Genomic DNA, 18,707 nt, shown 5'->3' with positions numbered 1-18,707 from the left:
TTTAGATTTTACTGATATCAAAGAGCTACTATGTCACAAAACATCGACCAAAATGAAATTGACAAATTTTCACGACTTGCTGCCGATTGGTGGAACCCAAATGGTAAATGCAAACCGTTACACATCATCAATCCACTGCGTGTGGATTATATAAAACAAAAATGTGGATCACTAACCAACAAACTTGTGCTTGATGTTGGCTGTGGGGGAGGGATATTATCTGAAAGCCTAGCCAGATTAGAGGCAAATATTACCGCCATTGATCTTGCTGATGAATCGCTTACCGTTGCCAAAATTCATGCCGAACAAAATGGCCTTACGATCGATTATCAAAAGCAAACGGTTGAAAAACATGCACAACAACATCCTGCCAAGTATGATGTCATTACTTGTATGGAGTTATTAGAACATGTACCTGATCCTTTTTCTGTCATACAAGCCTGTGCAAAATTGCTTAAACCAGGAGGTAAACTTTTTTTATCGACTATTAACCGTAATCATAAAGCAAAATTGTTATTGATTTATGGAGCAGAATATATTGCTCGCTTAGTGCCCAAAGGTACGCACGACTTTAATCGCTTCATTCGCCCATCAGAGTTAATGGCGTTTGTTGAGCAAGCAAAATTAGATGTAGAGGCTATTATCGGTATGGAATATCTTTTATTTAAAAATCAATTCAAATTAAGTCCAAATGTGGATATAAATTATATATTAATGGCACAGAAATCAGATTCATTTTAAAAATGTGATCAAATTCTCATTTTAGATATTTCCACCTGTATTTTTTTTAAATTTCTCTATAATTTAGCATGTTACCGATAACAAGGGATATTTTATTTTAGAGGACCTATTTATGCCGTTAATAATAATTGCTATTGGTGTAGCACTGCTACTTATTTTAATGTTACCACTTCGAGTCAATGGTTTTATTGCTCTAATTCTAGTTGCGCTAAGTGTTGGTGTAATGGAAGGCATGCCAGTTATGGATGTGGTGAAATCCATAAAAAATGGAGTCGGAGGTACGCTTGGTAGTTTAGCCTTAATTATGGGCTTTGGAGCAATGTTGGGAAAATTATTGGCCGATTGTGGTGGAGCTCAACGTATCGCAACAACGCTAATTGAAACATTTGGTGACAAGAAAATCCAATGGGCGGTTACACTTACCGGTTTTATTGTTGGTTTTGCACTTTTCTATGAAGTTGGCTTTGTCCTGTTATTACCATTAGTATTAACTATTGCTGCCACGTTACGTATATCGCCACTATATATTGGTATTCCTATGGCTGCGGCTTTATCTGTGACCCATGGCTTTTTACCTCCTCATCCTGGTCCTACAGCTATTGCTGAAATTTTTAAAGCAGATATGGGACGAACCTTACTCTATGGTACTATCATCGGTATCCCAACGGTAATTTTAGCTGGGCCTGTATTAGCAAGATTACCATTTATTCGCGTAATTAATCATCCAATTGAAGAAGGCTTATATAATTCTAAAAAATTTACTGATGAGCAAATGCCAAGCTTTGCAGTCAGTGTTTTTACCGCTTTAATTCCAGTTATTTTAATGTCAATTCGTGCGGTTTGCGATATGACTTTAGATAAAGGACATGCAGTGTTACCTTATGTAGAATTTCTAGGTGATCCAGTCATTGCAACTTTGATTTCTGTATTAGTTGCGGTATTTACATTTGGCCTTTTACGTGGGCGCTCCATGGCTGAAGTTAATACTACTCTAGTTGATTCAATCAAAATTATTGCCATGATGTTATTAATTATTGGTGGAGGCGGAGCATTTAAACAAGTGCTTGTTGATAGTGGTGTAAAAGTTTACATTGAACAAATGATGCATTCATCGAATATTTCACCTATCGTTATGGCTTGGTTAATTGCGGCATTGCTTCGATTAGCGCTTGGTTCTGCGACTGTTGCAGCGTTGACAGCAGGAGGCATTGTGTTCCCTCTTATTGCTTCAACAGGAGTAAGTCCTGAACTGATGGTTATTGCAACAGGAGCTGGAAGTGTTGTATTTTCGCACGTTAATGATCCTGGATTTTGGTTATTTAAAGAATATTTCAATTTAAGTATTGCTGAAACCATGAAATCTTGGTCACTATTAGAAACTACAATTTCTGTTTGTGGATTAGTAGGATGCTTAGCTATTAATATGTTTATTTAATAAAACATTAAGAGCCGATTTTTTACCTCACCAGTTTTATTTAATTGGTGAGGTGTTTTCAATATATCTTCACTTATATTTAATTCTATTGTATTTTTATTTACTTTTTTATTTCAATATAGAATAAAATTTTCCTAGCCTTTTAAGTTAAAAGTAAGTAGAATGTCTCGGCAATATTTTATCAACAATTTAACTCAATGGTGAATATTGTCATGTCCCGTATAGTCAAAGAAGCTCTCACGTTTGACGACGTGTTATTAGTTCCAGCCCACTCAACAGTATTACCTAACACTGCTGATATTAGTACTCAATTAACCCAAACCATCAAGCTCAATATTCCAATGATTTCTGCCGCAATGGATACTGTAACTGAATCTGATTTAGCTATTGCACTTGCTCAAGAAGGTGGTATTGGGTTTATTCATAAAAATATGTCAATTGAAAATCAAACCAATCATGTAAAACGTGTTAAGAAACATGAAAGCGGCATAGTACAAGATCCTGTATCAGTTCTACCAACTGCAACTATAAAGCAAGTTATCGAACTAGCTAAAGAGTATGGTTTTGCAGGGTTTCCAGTTGTGACTGAAACTCAAGAACTAGTTGGCATTATCACCGCACGCGATGTACGATTTGCAACGGATCTTTCTTTACCTGTTACTGCGGTGATGACACCGAAAGAACGCTTAGTGACTGTAAATGAAGGTGAACAACGTGAAATCGTGCTGCAAAAAATGCACGAATACCGGGTTGAAAAAGTCCTTGTTGTTGATGGTCGATTCCACCTAAAAGGTATGATTACCGTCAAAGATTATAACAAAGCTGAACAAAAACCTAATGCTTGTAAAGACAAACAAGGTCGTTTGCGTGTTGGAGCAGCTGTTGGCGCAGCCGCTGGTAATGAAGAGCGGATTGCAGCATTAGTAGAAGCAGGTGTAGATGTATTATTGATTGATTCATCGCACGGCCATTCAGAAGGCGTACTTGAGCGTATTCGCCAAGCAAGAAAGTCCTATCCAGATTTACAAATTATTGGCGGTAACATCGCCACAGCAGAAGGAGCTAAAGCCTTAATTGATGCAGGTGTTAACGCCGTTAAAGTAGGAATTGGCCCCGGCTCAATTTGTACAACACGCATTGTAACTGGTGTTGGCGTACCTCAAATTAGCGCCATAATGGATGCTGTCGAAATTGCACAAAAACACAACATTCCTGTTATTGCTGATGGTGGAATTCGATATTCAGGTGATATTGCTAAAGCTATTGCAGCAGGTGCATCTTGTGTAATGGTTGGCTCAATGTTTGCAGGTACTGAAGAAGCACCAGGTGAAATTGAACTATTCCAAGGCAGAGCATATAAATCATATCGTGGAATGGGTTCGCTTGGTGCAATGACAAAAGGATCTTCTGACCGTTATTTCCAAACTGACAATGCTGCTGATAAACTTGTGCCAGAGGGTATAGAAGGTCGTATTGCCTACAAAGGTTTACTAAAAGAAATAGTTCATCAACAAATGGGGGGATTAAGATCTTGTATGGGATTGACCGGTTGCGCAACAATTGATGAGTTAAGAACTAAACCTAAATTCTATCGCATTACTGGTGCTGGAATGAAAGAAAGCCATGTGCACGATGTACTTATCACCAAAGAACCACCAAATTACAGAGCTGGAGCGTAAAAAAAAGAGGGATGCTTCCCTCTTTTTATGTACTGATTTAACGCCGTTTACCAATAAAGTGAACATTTAAACAAACATAATAATTGCTATCTAATATCTTAAATGGAGTAAATAAAGGTTATTTGGAAAAATTATCTTGTTTTTAGAGTTAATTCTAAATTTTGTGTATTTGCTAATTAAAGGTGAAAGGCAATTTAATCACCGAATTTTATATTAAAAATGCTCGAATATTGAAATTTCATATTAATTTATTCACATTGGGTAAAGTCCTGTAAATGATAATGGATGAAATTTAATAAGTGGCTATTCAACTTAAAAGCTTACTATCTGGGAAAAAGATTACGGCTACACTTTGCCTTATTTATAACCCTCCTTATTTCAATTTGCCAAGCGCTAAGGCGATATCAGATCTCAATAAAACTAAACGGTCTGGACTTCTGAATTATTTTTACTCTCTGCAATATCAGAATGTACGATGATTATTTGCAATGAAAGCGAGCAAAAACAAAATAGGGACTATCTTTTAAAGATAGTGCACGTATTAGTAAAACATCGATTCAACATTGATTATTTTATTGTGTTTAATAGACTTTGTTGTGTCTTTAATAATATCACATAGTAAAGTTGCAGACTGTTGTCCCATTTTAAATAATGGTTTATTAATTCTACATAAATTATCTAATTCATTATATTTAAGTTCTTTAGAAGCGCTAAAATACGAGATAGTGAGCGGTTTAGTTAGTTTGGATTTACTTTCATTGGCTTGATGTAACGCCCCTAAAACCATGCTATCAGGAGATTGATTGTGTAGATCTTTAAAATAAATTTCATCTAAATAGGTTAAGCTAAAATTATCGGCACAAATGACTGCTGATGGCAATTTACTTCCGTTTATTAATTTTTTTATAGCTGATCTGGAATGTTGATAAGTAAAGCAACCTTGAATAATATATCGAGGCTCAATAACAATATTGGCACGTAGCAATGCTTGTTTATAACCTTGTAGCAAAAGTGCTGAACTTATCAATTGGTCATTATTAAGTAAAATAGCAACTTTGGTATGAGAATTTTCAGTTAAATATTTCGTCATTTGATATCCGATCAATAAATGATCAAAGTGAACGCAAATAAAATCAAGCGAAAAGTGATTAACTAATACAATGGGGGGTAATGTATCTTTATAAGAAACCAGTGTTTTTAAATATGGAGCATCATTGATAATTATAATCCCGTCAAATGCATTTTGGGCTACATAACGAATAATATGATGGATATCGTTTCTATTATTATAAGGAAACTGCAAATAAAACAGTTGATACTGCTCTTTTTTTAAAGCTTGTTCTAAACCAAGATTGATTAAACTTTTTGAAAAAAGTTGATTATCAATAATTAATATCTTTCTACTGTTATGTATTGATTGAAAGGGTTTGAAATTTTTTGATGTATCTATATTTAATTCTTCAATAGCTTGATAAACGCGTAGTTGAGCTTGAGGAGAAGTTAAATGTGGTTTTTTTAATACTCTTGAAACCGAAGCAACTGAAATATTAGCTTTTGTAGCAATATCCGATAGAGTGATTTTTGTCATATTAACGAATAAATTTTGATTAAAGTGGCTTATTACTTTACGGATATTAAGCTAATTTGTAAGGGCTCAGATTTTGTTTTGTCGATCTGTGTTCCAAAATTGAAAAATATCTTTTCCGCTATATTTGACAATATAGTGATATAATTACCGTTAAATTTTTTATTTGGGTTTATAAATATGTCTGCATGGAATATTGCTATTGTGGGGGCGACAGGGCAAGTGGGTTCTGCGCTAGTTGAATTATTACAACAACGTAGTTTACAAGACAATAGTCTAAAAATTGAAAATCTCTATTTGGTCGGTAGTGACAATAGTGCTGGTGAAGTTGTTCGTTTTGCTGGTAAAAATTTAACTGTTACCGATAGTGCACAAATGGATTGGAGCCAGTGCCATTTTGCCTTTTTTGTTGCTGGTTATGAAACAAGTGAAAAATATGCACAAATTGCGGCAGAATCAGGTTGTGTAGTGATTGATGCAAGTGGCTATTTTGCTCAGCAGGATCATATTCCATTAGTAGTACCTAAAGTTAATAACAGTGTATTAACTGAATACCGTAATGAAAACATTATAGCTGTAGCTAGTGCCACAGTGTGCCAATTATTGCGTTGTGTTGCGTCTTTAACTGATATTGAGTTATTAACCAATTTACATGTCACCAGTTTTATTCCGGCCTCATTGTATGGTAAGCCAGGAGTAGATGAGCTGGCTGGGCAGAGCGCTCGCTTATTAAATGGCATGCCAGTTGATAATCAGTTATTTGACAAGCAATTAGCATTTAACTTATTACCCGTATCGCACGAACATGATGATTTAATATTAGGTGAAAAGTCACAAGTTAATCAAATTCGTAAAATATTAAGTAATTATGAACTTCCTGTCTCTATTGAGTCAGTGATTGTGCCTGTGTTTTATGGGGTGTCACAAGCTATTAATGTATCAAGTAGCTTACCGATTGAGTTAGATATGGCACGTTTTAGCGAGTTTGGGGTTGAAGTGCAAAGCGATAATCTGCCAACTCCAGTGACCGAAGTTAGTATAGAGTCTGAAGGTCAGCTAACTATTAAATTGGCTAATTTGAGACACAGTTACGGCCATTATGAACAAATTCAATTTTGGTCAGTTGCTGATAATATTCGTTATTTAGGTGCATTAATGTTAATTGAGACACTTGAGATCCTCATTAATGACTATATATAAAATTGCCCTTGGTATTGAATATGATGGTAGTAATTACTTTGGCTGGCAACGACAGCAGTATGTTGATTCTATTCAAGAAAGACTAGAATCCGCACTATCGACAATTGCTAATTCACCAATAAACGTCTTTTGTGCTGGTCGCACAGATGCTGGTGTACACGCAACTGGTCAAGTTATTCATTTTGAAACCCAAGCCATGCGATCAGCTAGTGCTTGGACAATGGGAGTGAATTCTCATTTACCTGATAATATTGCGGTGCGTTGGTCACAAGTAGTTGATGATAGTTTTCATGCGCGGTTTAGTGCTACTGCTCGGCGTTATCGTTATGTGATTTATAATCATCGTTATCGGACAGCAATTTTAGCTAAAGGAGTATCGCATTATTATTTACCTTTGGATGAAACCTTAATGCATCAAGCTGCACAGTATTTATTAGGTGAGAATGATTTTTCATCCTTTAGAGCAGCGCAGTGCCAATCAAGAACACCTTGGCGTAATATTCATCATATCGAAGTTTGGCGACAAGGTGAATTTATTATTGTTGATATTAAAGCTAACGCGTTTGTTCACCATATGGTACGTAACATTGTGGGCAGTTTACTTGAAGTTGGTGCGGGTAATCGACATCCAGAATGGATTAGCGAACTTTTACAGGCTAAAGATAGAACGAAAGCTGCTGCAACAGCAAAACCTGAAGGATTATATTTAGTTCAGGTGGATTATCCATCAGAATATCAAATACCAACCCAAGCATTAGGCCCATTATTTTTAAAATAAGTTGGATAATAAGCAAACAATAAAAAGTTAATTAAATTAAAAAGATAAATGTAATGAAGACTGATCGAACAAGCACAAATAAAGATTCTAGAAATCAAGAAGCGAAAAAATCAAACTTGCATAATATCAAGCTTCCACCACACTCAATTGAAGCTGAACAAGCAGTACTTGGTAGCTTGATGCTTGATAATCAACGTTGGGATGCCGTATCTGAAATGATCACTGATCGCGATTTTTATTCGCGCCATCATCAACTAATTTTTTCTGAAATGCATACATTGGTCAGTAAAGGTACACCAATTGATTTAATTACCCTTTCTGAAAGCCTTGAAAGTAAAGATGTTTTAGCTGATGTCGGTGGTTTTGCTTATTTGGCTGAACTTTCAAAAAACACACCAAGTGCGATAAATGTTGTTGCTTATAGTGATATTATTCGCCAACAAGCGATTTTACGTGAATTAATTAGTGCATCAAATGATATTGCTGATAACTGTTATGCAACAGAAGGGCGAGATAGTACCGAAATTTTAGATTTGGCGGAAAGCAAAATATTTCAAATCGCTGAAAGCCGAACTAAACAAGGTGAAGGTCCAAAAAGTATTACCGAAGTGCTAGAAGCAACGGTAGCTAAAATCGAAGAGTTGTTTCAACGTCCACATGATGGTGTGACAGGAGTTTCAACAGGTTATATCGATTTAGATAAAAAAACGGCTGGTTTGCAGCGTTCCGATTTAATTATCATTGCGGCAAGGCCATCAATGGGTAAAACCACTTTTGCTATGAATTTGTGCGAAAATGCTGCGCTAGAACAAGAAAAACCAGTATTAATATTCAGCTTAGAAATGCCTTCAGAACAAATCATGATGCGTATGCTAGCTTCGCTTTCACGTGTTGACCAAACAAAAATTCGAACAGGACAACTGCAAGACGATGATTGGGCAAGAATCTCAAGCACAATGGGACTATTGCTCGAAAAGAAAAACATCTATATCGATGACTCATCAGGTTTAACGCCAATGGAATTACGCTCAAGAGCAAGACGTATTTATCGGGAACATAAAGGCTTAAGTATGATAATGGTTGATTACTTACAGCTTATGCGTGTACCGAATATTTCTGAAAATCGTACTTTAGAAATTGCCGAAATATCGCGTTCACTAAAAGCCTTGGCTAAAGAATTACAAGTTCCTGTTGTTGCACTATCTCAGCTTAATCGTAGTTTGGAGCAACGAGCCGATAAAAGACCAGTTAACTCTGATTTACGTGAATCAGGCTCTATCGAACAAGATGCTGATGTGATAATGTTTATCTATCGTGATGAGGTTTATAACGAAGCCTCAGAACATAAAGGCATTGCTGAAATTATTCTAGGAAAACAGCGAAACGGACCAATTGGGAAAGTTCGATTAAAATTCCAAGGTCAGTTTTCACGTTTTGATAATTATGCTGATAATAGTAAATATTTGGATGATGAATAACAATTAAATTAATAATAACAGCGTAAAATGGCTTAAAAATATCATTACGCTGTTTTTTATAGCTGTAAAAAAGTATTTCTAAAGACGGCTTCTTTACAATAGTTACAAGAATAATTTTAGTGGCGTAATTTTTTGCTAGTAATAAACTGATAAACCTGAGCAAATAAAAATATGGTTGCCTGCAAAATAACAATACAAGCACTAGTTGATGCATCAGCATAATAACTTATCAAGGTGCCCGCCACCGTTGAAAATATGGAAACTAACACAGCAATTACTAACATCCATTCAAAACGTTTAGTTAACGAAAAAGCAGTTATACCTGGAGCTATTAGCATAGCAATAACTAAAATCATACCCGCTATTTTTAATGAACCTACAATGGTTAAAGCTAACACACTTAATAAACCATAATGTAATAGTTTAACTGGTAGTCCAACAACTTTGGCTTGCAGCGGATCAAAGCAGTAAAGCATAAGATCGCGGCGTTTTATAATAACTAAGATTGATACAATTGTAGCAATAAATATGATCTTTTTAAGCTCGTCATAACTAGTGCCAAGTACACTACCAAATAGGATATGATTTAAATGCTGTGAAGTATCTACTTTTGAAAATAATACTAAACCAAAAGCAAACATACCCGAAAATACAATCCCCATTACGGTATCCTCTTTCAATCGGCTATTTTCTTTGATGTAACCTGTTGCAACCGAGCAAAATAGGCCTGAAGCAAAAGCACCAATTATAATGGGAATACCTGCTAAATAGGCTAGCACAATTCCAGGTAAAACCGCATGCGAAATTGCATCCCCCATTAAGGACCAGCCTTTTAAAACTAAAAAGCAAGAAAGCAAAGCACAAACTATACCAGTTGCTAGTGCAGCTAAAATTGCACGCTGAATAAGAGGAAGGGTCAGAGGATAGTAGATAAATTCCCAAAACTCTGTCATACCTTTCTCCCTTTATTTAAACGGCTTTTACGGATCTGAAGATGATTGGCAATAAATCCTTGCTTTGGAGCAAATAAAAATGCGGCAATAAAAATCAGCGTTTGTAGCGTTACAATAACGCCACCAGTTTCGCCATTTAAAAAGTAGCTAATCCAAGCACCAACAGCACTAGTTATAGTGCCAATAAGAACCGAGATAATCAATAGCCGAGAAAATCGATTAGTCAGTAAGTAAGCGGTTGCCCCAGGGGTAACAACCATAGCTATTACTAAAATAGCCCCAACTGTTTGTAATGCTGCAACGGTACATGCGCTTAAAATAGTAAAAAATAGGATTTTTAGTTTTAATGGTTTTAATCCAATCGATCTGGCATGAGTTTCATCAAAAAAGACAACTAACAAATCCTTCCAAAAAAAGAAAAGTAGTATAAATGATACCAAAATAATGATTTGCACTTGCCACATATCGCTATCATCAATTCCAAGAATATTACCAAATATAATAGTTTGTGCATTAACAGATGTTGGATTGAGCGAAATAATTAACAAACCGACAGCAAAAAAGGTTGAAAAAATAAAACCGATAGTGGCGTCTTCTTTTAAGCGTGTAAAGGCACGAACCAACGTAATTGCAAGTGCCGCCAGTAACCCAGTAAAAAATGCTCCAATTGAATAAGGTAGTCCAAGTGCATACGCACCAGCAACGCCAGGTACAACAGAGTGCGATAGCGCATCGCCCATTAGTGACCAACCTTTTAACATTAAAAAAGCCGATAAAAAAGCACAAGCAGCGCCAACAATACTACTTACCCAAATTGCTTTAAGCATAAAATCGTAGGTAAATGGTTCAAGTAAAAGTTCCATTTATTGTTACCCCTTGGGTTTATTATCGTGATGGTCAATCAATAAATCTCGATGGGGGGAATCATGCTTACCTTCGCCATAAAAAATAGCAGCACGCTCATCGTCAGTTAATATGGATACTTTACGAGGATCTTCGTCATTATGCAGTTTCTCGCCTGATAAACTAAGGTAACGTAGTGCACCACCAAAGGTGGTCATTAAATTTTGCGGTGTAAAAGTTGTTTTAGTTGGACCAAAGGCCAGTACGGTTTGATTAATTAATACCACTTGATCACAAAATTCAGGAACACTACCTAAGTTATGGGTTGAAACTAAAATTAAATGGCCTTCTTCACGCAGATCTTTCAATAAATCAATAATGGCATTTTCGGTTTTAACATCAACTCCAGTAAAGGGCTCATCTAGCAACAGCACTTTACCTTGTTGAGCTAATGCTCGAGCTAAAAATACTCGTTTTTTTTGCCCACCAGAAAGTTCGCCAATTTGACGATGCTTAAAATCAAGCATGTTCACACGTTCAAGAGCAATATTAACTTGTTTTTTGTCTTCTTTGCTTGGAATACGTAAAAAAGACATATGCCCGTATCGTCCCATCATTACTACATCCGACACCAGAACAGGAAAATCCCAATCGACTTCTTCGGTTTGTGGCACATAGGCAATGATATTTTGCTTTAAAGCTTGATTTACTGAGAAATCATTAAAAGTTACACGCCCACGGGTTGGATGAACCATTCCCATAATGCTTTTAAATAACGTTGACTTGCCACTACCATTAATACCAACTAAAGCACAAATAGTACCACCGTTTAAGCTAAAGCTAGCATCATAAATTGCAGTATGGCCATTATTATAAGTCACCGTAATATCATCAACTTTCAAGCAAATTTGAGTCATTATTTTTCAAATCCTTTAGCAATGGTTTCAACGGTCACTTTTAACAAATCAATATAAGTTGGAACAGGACCATTTTTAGTTGAAAGCGAATCGACATACAAAACGCCACCATATTTAATATCGGTTTCTTTGCTCACTTGTTTAGCGGGTTTATCTGAAATAGTACTCTCACTAAAAATGACAGGAATATCATTTGCTCGCACTAAATCAATTAATTGCCTAACTTGCTGAGGTGTGCCTTGTTGTTCAGCGTTTATTGGCCATAAGTAAGCTTCTTTCAAATTATAGTCGCGAGCTAGATAACTAAAAGCTCCTTCGCTGGTCACAAGCCAACGTTTTGCCTCAGGGATTTTGGCCAACCGTTCGCGTAATGGTGCATCAAGCGCTTTAATTTTAGCAATATAATCAGCAGCATTTCTATTATAAATAGCCGTATTTTTAGGATCATATTTGACAAATGCCGCGCGAATATTTTCAATATAAATTAAGGCTAGTGTTGGCGACATCCAAGCATGTGGATTAGGGTTACCTTTATAGCTTCCTTCGCGGATTGGCATCGGCTCAATACCTTCAGTCACAACAACGGATGGGACATCTTTTACATCTTCAAAAAAGCGTTTAAACCAAAGCTCCAAATTAAGGCCATTCCATAACACTAAATCTGCTGAAAGCACTTTGGTAATATCTTGCGGGGTGGGGTCGTATTCATGAATTTCTGCGCCGACTTTGGTAATTGACTCTACTATAGCAGCATCACCAGCTACATTTTGCGCAATATCTTGAATAACCGTAAAGGTAGTAACGACTTTAAATTTCCTTTCTGACGCTTGTGCAGATTTGTGCATACCTGTCAAAATAATTAACGAAGTTAAAATAACCTTTAATAATATTTTACGATTTTTCAAAAAATTGAACTTCATTAGCGACTCCTAGCGTTTAACTCATAAACAAATAGCAAAATTCAGTGATTGTTTCTAACAAATATCTTTCAATTTAATTACTTGTAGTAGTGACACTTCATTGCCAATTATTTATAGCAATAAATTTAAATGTTAATGAGAATTATTATCATTTAAAAGGTAAAAGTCAATTTTTTTTAAAGTTCACGATCTCAATTAACTTTAGACATAGCTATGTTATTAATTCATTGTATATAAAACCAAAATAATTAGTAGCTAATTCCATCTATTTAAATAATAGTTAAAGTAGAAAAGATTATTTATTAAATCATACTAATCTAGCTTTATACTATGAAAAACACTTGTTGTTTTACCTTATTTTTTAATAAAGCGAGGCTTAATATGAAACTGCGAAAAGTGATGATTATCGGCGTGGGTAATGTGGGATCAACAACGGCTTATACATTGGTTAACCGAGGTATTTGCGAAGAAATTGCACTTGTTGATCTTAATAAAGAATTAGCCTATGGGCATGCACAAGATTTACTAGATGCGGCAGCCTATCGGCAAAATATGGTTAAAGTCAGTTTACGCGAATCGACCAATTGCGCCGATATTGATATTGCGATTATCAGTGTAACTTCAGGCATAGCTCAAAAAAGCCGTGCAGAAGAGCTTGCAGGAACCTCTAAAATCATTGCCAACATAGTGCCTGATATGATGAACAATGGTTTTAAAGGCATATTTTTAATTGCCACCAATCCTTGCGATGCCATTACATATCAAGTCTGGAAACTATCTGGCTTGCCTCGTCATCGAGTGATTGGTACAGGAGTATGGCTTGATACGGTACGTTTGCGTCGATTATTGGGTGAAAAAATGGATATTGGTCCACAAAGCATTGATGCCTTTATTGTAGGTGAGCATGGTGATTCACAATTCCCTGTTTGGTCGCATTCATCGGTTTATGGAATTAATCTTAATGATTTAGAAAAAAACAAAATTGATTTTGAACAAATTGGCACGCAAGCTCGAAAAATGGGCTTTGAAATTGCTAACCGTAAGCATTGCACCGAATATGGCATAGCTAGCACTATCACCGAAATTTGCCAACATATATTCACTAATAGCCACCGAGCATTAGCGCTTAGTTGTATTTTAGACGGCGAATATGGCTATAAAAATGTTGCAATTGGTGTTCCTGCTATTTTAGATCAACATGGTATTAAAAAAGTGATCAAGCTCGACTTTAACGAAAATGAAAAAAAACTCTTTGAAAAAAGTGTAAATATTGTAAAAGGGTATATTGATCATATCAAATTACCGTAGCACAAATTATTTTCGCTATTGCTTGAATAGTGCGCTAACCTAGCGTTATCTATTTGTGGCGTCATTGCATACACAATACGCCACGAACAAGGTTTTTATAACGATCATGGAAGAAAAAGAAATAGTTTTGAAATATAACTGCTAATCTTCTAAGATGATTTTAAGTTGGTTTTCAAGTTGATTATAGTTAGCATCACTTAAAAAATGGTAATGAGTATCTCTGATATGGCTGGCGATTTTTTTATATGTATTAAGATGTTCAGATACGGGATAGCAAGCAATATAATCATTAAAAGCGGCAACATCAGCAACGTCAGCAAACTGCTTTTTATATTGAGATGATGCAGTTTGAGTATTGGCGAACGTATAATTAGTATTAAACCAACTAAACAACAATATAGTTAATAACAATGGTATTTTTTCATGGTTGCAGTTTTCCTAGTTATTTCCTTTTATCAGTGAGATATTGCACACTATTATTTCTTATTTTAATTTAGCATATTAAATCGATACTCTGTATAGAGTTATTAAAATCAATCACAATCAACATGCAACCTTTTTTTAGCACATTGCACACACTCAAACAAATAGCCAACGAACGTCCCGTCTTTCGATAAAGACGATTTTATCAATTCTTCGGGATAGTCTTGGATATCATCTAAGATTTCATCAAAATAGGGTTCAATTTCTTTGGCTCCAACATAACCAATAAAAGCACAAGGTTCGTTACAATGCGATAACCAAACTTCCTGTTGCCATGATGAATAACTCGGGGTTTTTAATACTATTTCGTCTAACATTTCGGATGGCACATCTTCTACACCATAATTATCGTTGAATTGACCTTGATATTTTTCTGCAGCCGAACCATCGGCAATACACCATGGGCAGATATAATCAGGATCTTCAACACAATAAGGTACCAAATTATATTTTATTGTTCGTTTTTGATTACAAACGGAACAAATTCCCTTTTCATTAACAAAAATATCGAGTTGATATGCATTTGGGTGATATTTAAACATAGGTAAGCACATCACAGACTCCTTTATTATAATAAAATTAAGATTATATAACCTAAGTGAGTTCAATACAAAATAATTAAATGCCAGATTACTGTCATCAGCAAGTTGATAGTTGAATAGTAATTCTTGAAAGTTAAGTCTAAAACATATACTAAGTTAAAATACAAAAAATAGCTGTAACAAAAATCACACTATTAACCAACACTTCAAGTGCGACAAACCCGATTAAGTTACCAGTGGGTGAGCAAAGTTTTGCAGATATAGGCATGATGGTTTCTACATTAAGATCAAGTAACTTAGTGAGTATAAGTTACTTAGTCACACGTTATAACTATTGGGGAGATGATGATGGAGACGGACAAAGTGGAGTAACGACATTTAAGAATTTGATGTTGAGTATTATAGATAAAAATAACCAAGCAATAGGCTGTAGTGATGTATTAACGATATGTAATGCACCTTATAAAGTGGAATTAAGTAGTCATAATAACAAAAATGCTAATCTATAAATGTTTGATTTTATTTAAAAATATAAAATAAATAATTAAATAAAATCAATAGTCTACCTGAGAGATTTTAGAGCAAAAAACACGCTTATAGCACCACAATATTAATAAGCTTGCCTTATCAGAGCGTCAAAATATGCCGATAATGAAGTAAAGCTAGCACGCCAAACTGGGCTGTTGGGCGTGTTTGTGTTTTAGATGTTATCAGCAATATTAATCATTCCACAAAAGTTAAAAAATCCTAAAGATAACACCGTATTTTAATTATAAAATTAACTTATCACTAAAGCCGAATCGTTTTCATCTTTACATTTCTTTACAAAAAAGTCCGCTAAAAAACTAGCCAACTATTTTATAAATGGTTATACTTTCATCGCTTTAGAAAGATAAGCTTATTAAATAAGCGAGTAACTACAAAAAATCGAAATAAAACAAAATATTACTTGACAGGTGGAACAAAATGCAGTACCATTTTAGGCACAAGGCACAAGGCACAAGCACTGGCAAACCTATGTCTTAAATTTATCAAATAATCCTATTCGACGAGTTTTTGCACGAAACTCATTTATATCATCGAAATTATCTCTCGAATTATTATCGAAATTATTCACAAAATTATTTGCAAAAATCCCATTGGCATTAGCACCGTTGTTGTTATTGCTGTACTCATTAGAATCACAGGCATTATCGGCCACGACTTCTGAGCGCATTCACGGTACTGCGCCTTATTTAACCTTTGATGGCGGTGCAACCCATGCCGATTCAATTAGTCCCTTATTATCAGTAACATTGCCCGGAAACAAAATTATTACTGTATCAAATGATAGCTCAAGTATGGAAAACCCATTAGTGTTAGATAAACTTTCGGCCACTTTTGCAGATATTAAGACATTAGTACCTCATGGGGATTATCCAGAAGTATTGGCAGATAAAGTGATTGCTGATAATGGTTATTGGAAGGATGATGATGGCGATACACTTCATCGTGTCAATTCAAGTAAATTAAAAATTAAATGGCAGAATTTATATGGTCAAGATATTACTAATTATGTGAAGGATAACTCAGATAAAGCATTAAATGGCTGTGATGCACCTTATCAATTGACGTTAGAAGTGGAAGATGTGAGCATTAAGACAGAATATGGTATTCCTTCTGAAAGTGATAAATTTACTGGAAATAGGCATACCTATTATCTTTATCCCAAAATGGATAAACCACAATTCTGTTATGCTATGCCTAATTTAGAATATGATTGGCATTCAAATGATATACCTTACGATGGTGCAGTTTCTTCTCTTAACGATCCGCATGGAGATTGGAATAAATATAGAGGATTTTATGCCTATAATCCAGCGAATCCTGGAGCAAACTTTCCAACCACAGGCTCTCATAATTTATTTTTTTACTTGAGTGTTGCAGGAATGAAAGCACAAGATATCGTTAATACGAATGGTCGAACGATTTCGACAGGAGGGGTAACATTAACGTTAAATGCTGAAAATACGCTACCTACAGGGCTTGTAAAAATTAACTTAACGGGTCCTAAGGAGAGTAATCCTGGTTCTTTTATTCCTTCAACATTTTATTTACACGATAAAAACAATGACCCATTGTATAATTTTAGATTAGAGCGTTGGTATGTAGCTAAAAAAGGCGGTGCAGGCGGTTATCAAAATGCCGTAGCGTTTTGTAACAACTTTAATGGTGGTGGATATCGTATGACCAAAGTGCTTGACTTTACCAATGCAAATAGAAATGATGGTATGCCAAATTGGCAAAATGGTATAACAGACAGAAGCTATTTACGAAAAATTAGTTATAAAGTGAATGGTTATTGGATGGGAGGATTACTTAGCGAATGGGGACGTATGACTCAGATTTATTATAAATATAGTGATTGGGAATTTTTTCGTGTTGGCGATCCTGCTTGGGGGGATATAAGCGGATATTATTGGGCATCAGATCAACTTTCCAGGGATGTTAACTTTGTTGTAGAAGCTAATAGTGGTCTTGTCGGTGCCAAAGAGCATTCTGATCAAGATTATAGAGTAGCCTGCGTTACACCTTAGTTTGCAGCTACCATCTAAAACACGTCTAATCATGGTTATTTAGGCAAGAAAAAACTAAATTTTTTGCCAAGATAACCAATAAAATTCACATTGATGTAGACTAAGAACTAATAAAGAATTAAAGAAAAATGCCATCGTTATTTCAATTGCGGCAGGTGTTACCATTAAAACAATTGCCAAATGCGTGGGTTATGAGCAAAAAATTATACGAGTTATGCCTAACACATCAGCCCTTGTTAATGCCGCTATGTGTTCAATTACCCCCAATACCGAAATTACCGATGAAGAATTGTCTATTGTTCAACAATTATTAAATTGTATTGGTGAAACGGAAGTTGTTCCTGAAGATTTAATTGACGCAGTTATTGGCGCAAGTGGATCTTCCCCCGCTTTTGTGTTTATGTTTATTGAAGCATTAGCTGATGGTGCGGTTAAAGGCGGATTATCAAGAGAACAAGCTTACAAGTTTGCTGCCCAAGCAGTTTTAGGATCGGCAAAACTACTATTAGAAACAGGTAAACATACAGAGGAGTTAAAAGATATGGTCTGCTCACCTGCGGGTACAACCATTGAAGGAGTGCAAATACTTGAAGCCAAAGGATTTAGGTCAGCTGTTATTGATGCAGTGGAAGCAACGATTACTAAATCTAAATATCTTGCGGAAAAGTAAATATAAAATTATCTATATTTTATATTTATTAAGTAATTTTAAAGGCATTACAAATCAAAAGATATGATTGAATATTAATCACTATTGAGAGTGGGCAATTATAGAAAAAGTGTTTAATGAGGAGTAGATAAAATATCTTTCTTTAGCTATGAACAATATTAACTAAAAAATGACAACTAATACTTGATGATTTGAATAAGTAAAATAATAGCTAGTAAATTAATACTAGTTATTATATTGTTGATGTACGAAAATATCCAACAAAATATTACAAACTTTTAATTCTCGATTATCAGCTTAAAATTTAACTCTATCAATATAATTCATAAATAAAAAGTTAAATTTACAAATCTTAACAAAAAAATAAGTTTATTTACTTTAAAGCGATACGTTTTTATGTTTATAATCTAATGCATTATTTATGCTAGTTATCAACTATGTATTTCAGACCCTAAAAATAAAATATATTAAAAGTGAATTAAGAAAGAGTAATTAATAAATTATTAGTTACTAATTTGTTCATTTAATTTTATAAAGACAAAAGAAAGTGGAAAATTTTTGAAACATGAGATAGGAAATGATACAATGAAAAAGGAACA

General features: G+C 34.9%; 16 protein-coding genes and 1 pseudogene. 10 read left to right on the top strand and 7 right to left on the bottom strand.

Annotated elements, in window-relative coordinates:
* The first annotated feature begins 30 nt into the window (after positions 1–30).
* The 3 genes from ubiG to guaB all read left to right on the top strand — a co-directional run bounded on the left by ubiG (position 31) and on the right by guaB (position 3,855).
* Positions 31–741: a bifunctional 2-polyprenyl-6-hydroxyphenol methylase/3-demethylubiquinol 3-O-methyltransferase UbiG gene (gene ubiG, locus ACGH80_RS08540; protein WP_411630923.1), complete on the top strand. Its 711-nt coding sequence runs from the start codon at positions 31–33 to the stop codon at positions 739–741.
* Positions 742–835: 94 nt separating this feature from the next.
* Positions 836–2,176, top strand: a complete 1,341-nt coding sequence (gene gntT / locus ACGH80_RS08535) for a gluconate transporter (RefSeq protein ID WP_363318996.1) — start codon at positions 836–838, stop codon at positions 2,174–2,176.
* Positions 2,177–2,388: 212 nt separating this feature from the next.
* Positions 2,389–3,855 (top strand): IMP dehydrogenase, encoded by a 1,467-nt coding sequence (gene guaB, locus ACGH80_RS08530; protein ID WP_411630921.1) that lies wholly within the window; start codon positions 2,389–2,391, stop codon positions 3,853–3,855.
* Positions 3,856–4,396: 541 nt separating this feature from the next.
* On the opposite strand, the gene ACGH80_RS08525 is transcribed toward guaB, so the two are convergent.
* Positions 4,397–5,443 carry a LacI family DNA-binding transcriptional regulator gene (locus ACGH80_RS08525; RefSeq protein ID WP_411630919.1) on the bottom strand — a complete coding sequence of 349 codons (1,047 nt, stop codon included), beginning with the start codon at positions 5,441–5,443 and terminating at the stop codon, positions 4,397–4,399.
* Positions 5,444–5,620: 177 nt separating this feature from the next.
* Here ACGH80_RS08525 and ACGH80_RS08520 point away from each other — a divergent pair, with 177 nt between their 5' ends.
* Genes ACGH80_RS08520 through dnaB form a run of 3 tightly spaced genes read left to right on the top strand, consistent with a single transcriptional unit; the run spans position 5,621 to position 8,896 of the window.
* Entirely contained in the window at positions 5,621–6,640 is a 1,020-nt protein-coding gene (locus ACGH80_RS08520; RefSeq protein WP_296303034.1) for an aspartate-semialdehyde dehydrogenase, read from the top strand.
* On the top strand, positions 6,627–7,418 hold the full coding sequence (gene truA, locus ACGH80_RS08515) for a tRNA pseudouridine(38-40) synthase TruA (RefSeq protein WP_085165928.1): 792 nt from the start codon (positions 6,627–6,629) through the stop codon (positions 7,416–7,418). The genes ACGH80_RS08520 and truA overlap by 14 nt, the downstream gene beginning before the upstream one ends.
* A 53-nt stretch (positions 7,419–7,471) precedes the next feature.
* Complete coding sequence (gene dnaB / locus ACGH80_RS08510) at positions 7,472–8,896, top strand: replicative DNA helicase (protein WP_034909856.1); 1,425 nt, start codon at positions 7,472–7,474, stop codon at positions 8,894–8,896.
* A gap of 116 nt (positions 8,897–9,012) precedes the next feature.
* Here dnaB and ACGH80_RS08505 read toward each other — a convergent pair whose 3' ends face one another.
* The 4 genes from ACGH80_RS08505 to ACGH80_RS08490 are packed head-to-tail and all read right to left on the bottom strand — an operon-like array spanning position 9,013 to position 12,454.
* Positions 9,013–9,849, bottom strand: a complete 837-nt coding sequence (locus ACGH80_RS08505; protein ID WP_411630915.1) for a metal ABC transporter permease — start codon at positions 9,847–9,849, stop codon at positions 9,013–9,015.
* On the bottom strand, positions 9,846–10,712 hold the full coding sequence (locus tag ACGH80_RS08500; RefSeq protein ID WP_174798058.1) for a metal ABC transporter permease: 867 nt from the start codon (positions 10,710–10,712) through the stop codon (positions 9,846–9,848). Before ACGH80_RS08500 ends, ACGH80_RS08505 begins: the two co-directional genes overlap by 4 nt.
* A gap of 6 nt (positions 10,713–10,718) precedes the next feature.
* Positions 10,719–11,609, bottom strand: a complete 891-nt coding sequence (locus ACGH80_RS08495; RefSeq protein ID WP_174798059.1) for a manganese/iron ABC transporter ATP-binding protein — start codon at positions 11,607–11,609, stop codon at positions 10,719–10,721.
* Positions 11,609–12,454 (bottom strand): metal ABC transporter substrate-binding protein, encoded by an 846-nt coding sequence (locus ACGH80_RS08490; RefSeq protein ID WP_238786381.1) that lies wholly within the window; start codon positions 12,452–12,454, stop codon positions 11,609–11,611. Before ACGH80_RS08490 ends, ACGH80_RS08495 begins: the two co-directional genes overlap by 1 nt.
* A 456-nt stretch (positions 12,455–12,910) precedes the next feature.
* Here ACGH80_RS08490 and ACGH80_RS08485 point away from each other — a divergent pair, with 456 nt between their 5' ends.
* The gene (locus tag ACGH80_RS08485) at positions 12,911–13,837 is read left to right on the top strand and encodes an L-lactate dehydrogenase (protein WP_296318257.1); all 927 of its coding nucleotides are present in this window, start codon (positions 12,911–12,913) and stop codon (positions 13,835–13,837) included.
* A 141-nt stretch (positions 13,838–13,978) separates the two neighbouring features.
* Here ACGH80_RS08485 and ACGH80_RS08480 read toward each other — a convergent pair whose 3' ends face one another.
* Both ACGH80_RS08480 and ACGH80_RS08475 read right to left on the bottom strand, forming a co-directional pair.
* Positions 13,979–14,248: a hypothetical protein gene (locus tag ACGH80_RS08480; protein WP_296318256.1), complete on the bottom strand. Its 270-nt coding sequence runs from the start codon at positions 14,246–14,248 to the stop codon at positions 13,979–13,981.
* A 122-nt stretch (positions 14,249–14,370) separates the two neighbouring features.
* The gene (locus ACGH80_RS08475) at positions 14,371–14,874 is read right to left on the bottom strand and encodes a CbrC family protein (protein WP_065590690.1); all 504 of its coding nucleotides are present in this window, start codon (positions 14,872–14,874) and stop codon (positions 14,371–14,373) included.
* Between the two features lie 287 nt (positions 14,875–15,161).
* Between ACGH80_RS08475 and ACGH80_RS08470 the strand changes: the two genes are divergently transcribed.
* The 3 genes and pseudogenes from ACGH80_RS08470 to proC form a co-directional block, all read left to right on the top strand.
* Positions 15,162–15,371 carry a hypothetical protein gene (locus ACGH80_RS08470; protein WP_174798062.1) on the top strand — a complete coding sequence of 70 codons (210 nt, stop codon included), beginning with the start codon at positions 15,162–15,164 and terminating at the stop codon, positions 15,369–15,371.
* 630 nt (positions 15,372–16,001) lie between these two features.
* Positions 16,002–17,438: a hypothetical protein gene (locus ACGH80_RS08465; protein ID WP_411630911.1), complete on the top strand. Its 1,437-nt coding sequence runs from the start codon at positions 16,002–16,004 to the stop codon at positions 17,436–17,438.
* A 124-nt stretch (positions 17,439–17,562) separates the two neighbouring features.
* Positions 17,563–18,108: pseudogene (gene proC / locus ACGH80_RS08460) on the top strand (pyrroline-5-carboxylate reductase); the annotation flags it as partial.
* Between the last annotated feature and the right edge of the window lie 599 nt (positions 18,109–18,707).

This window comes from Gilliamella sp. BG1 (genome assembly GCF_046635625.1).
GTDB classification, from domain to species: Bacteria; Pseudomonadota; Gammaproteobacteria; order Enterobacterales; family Orbaceae; genus Gilliamella; species Gilliamella bombi.
This window is presented reverse-complemented; position numbering and strand designations above follow the sequence as displayed.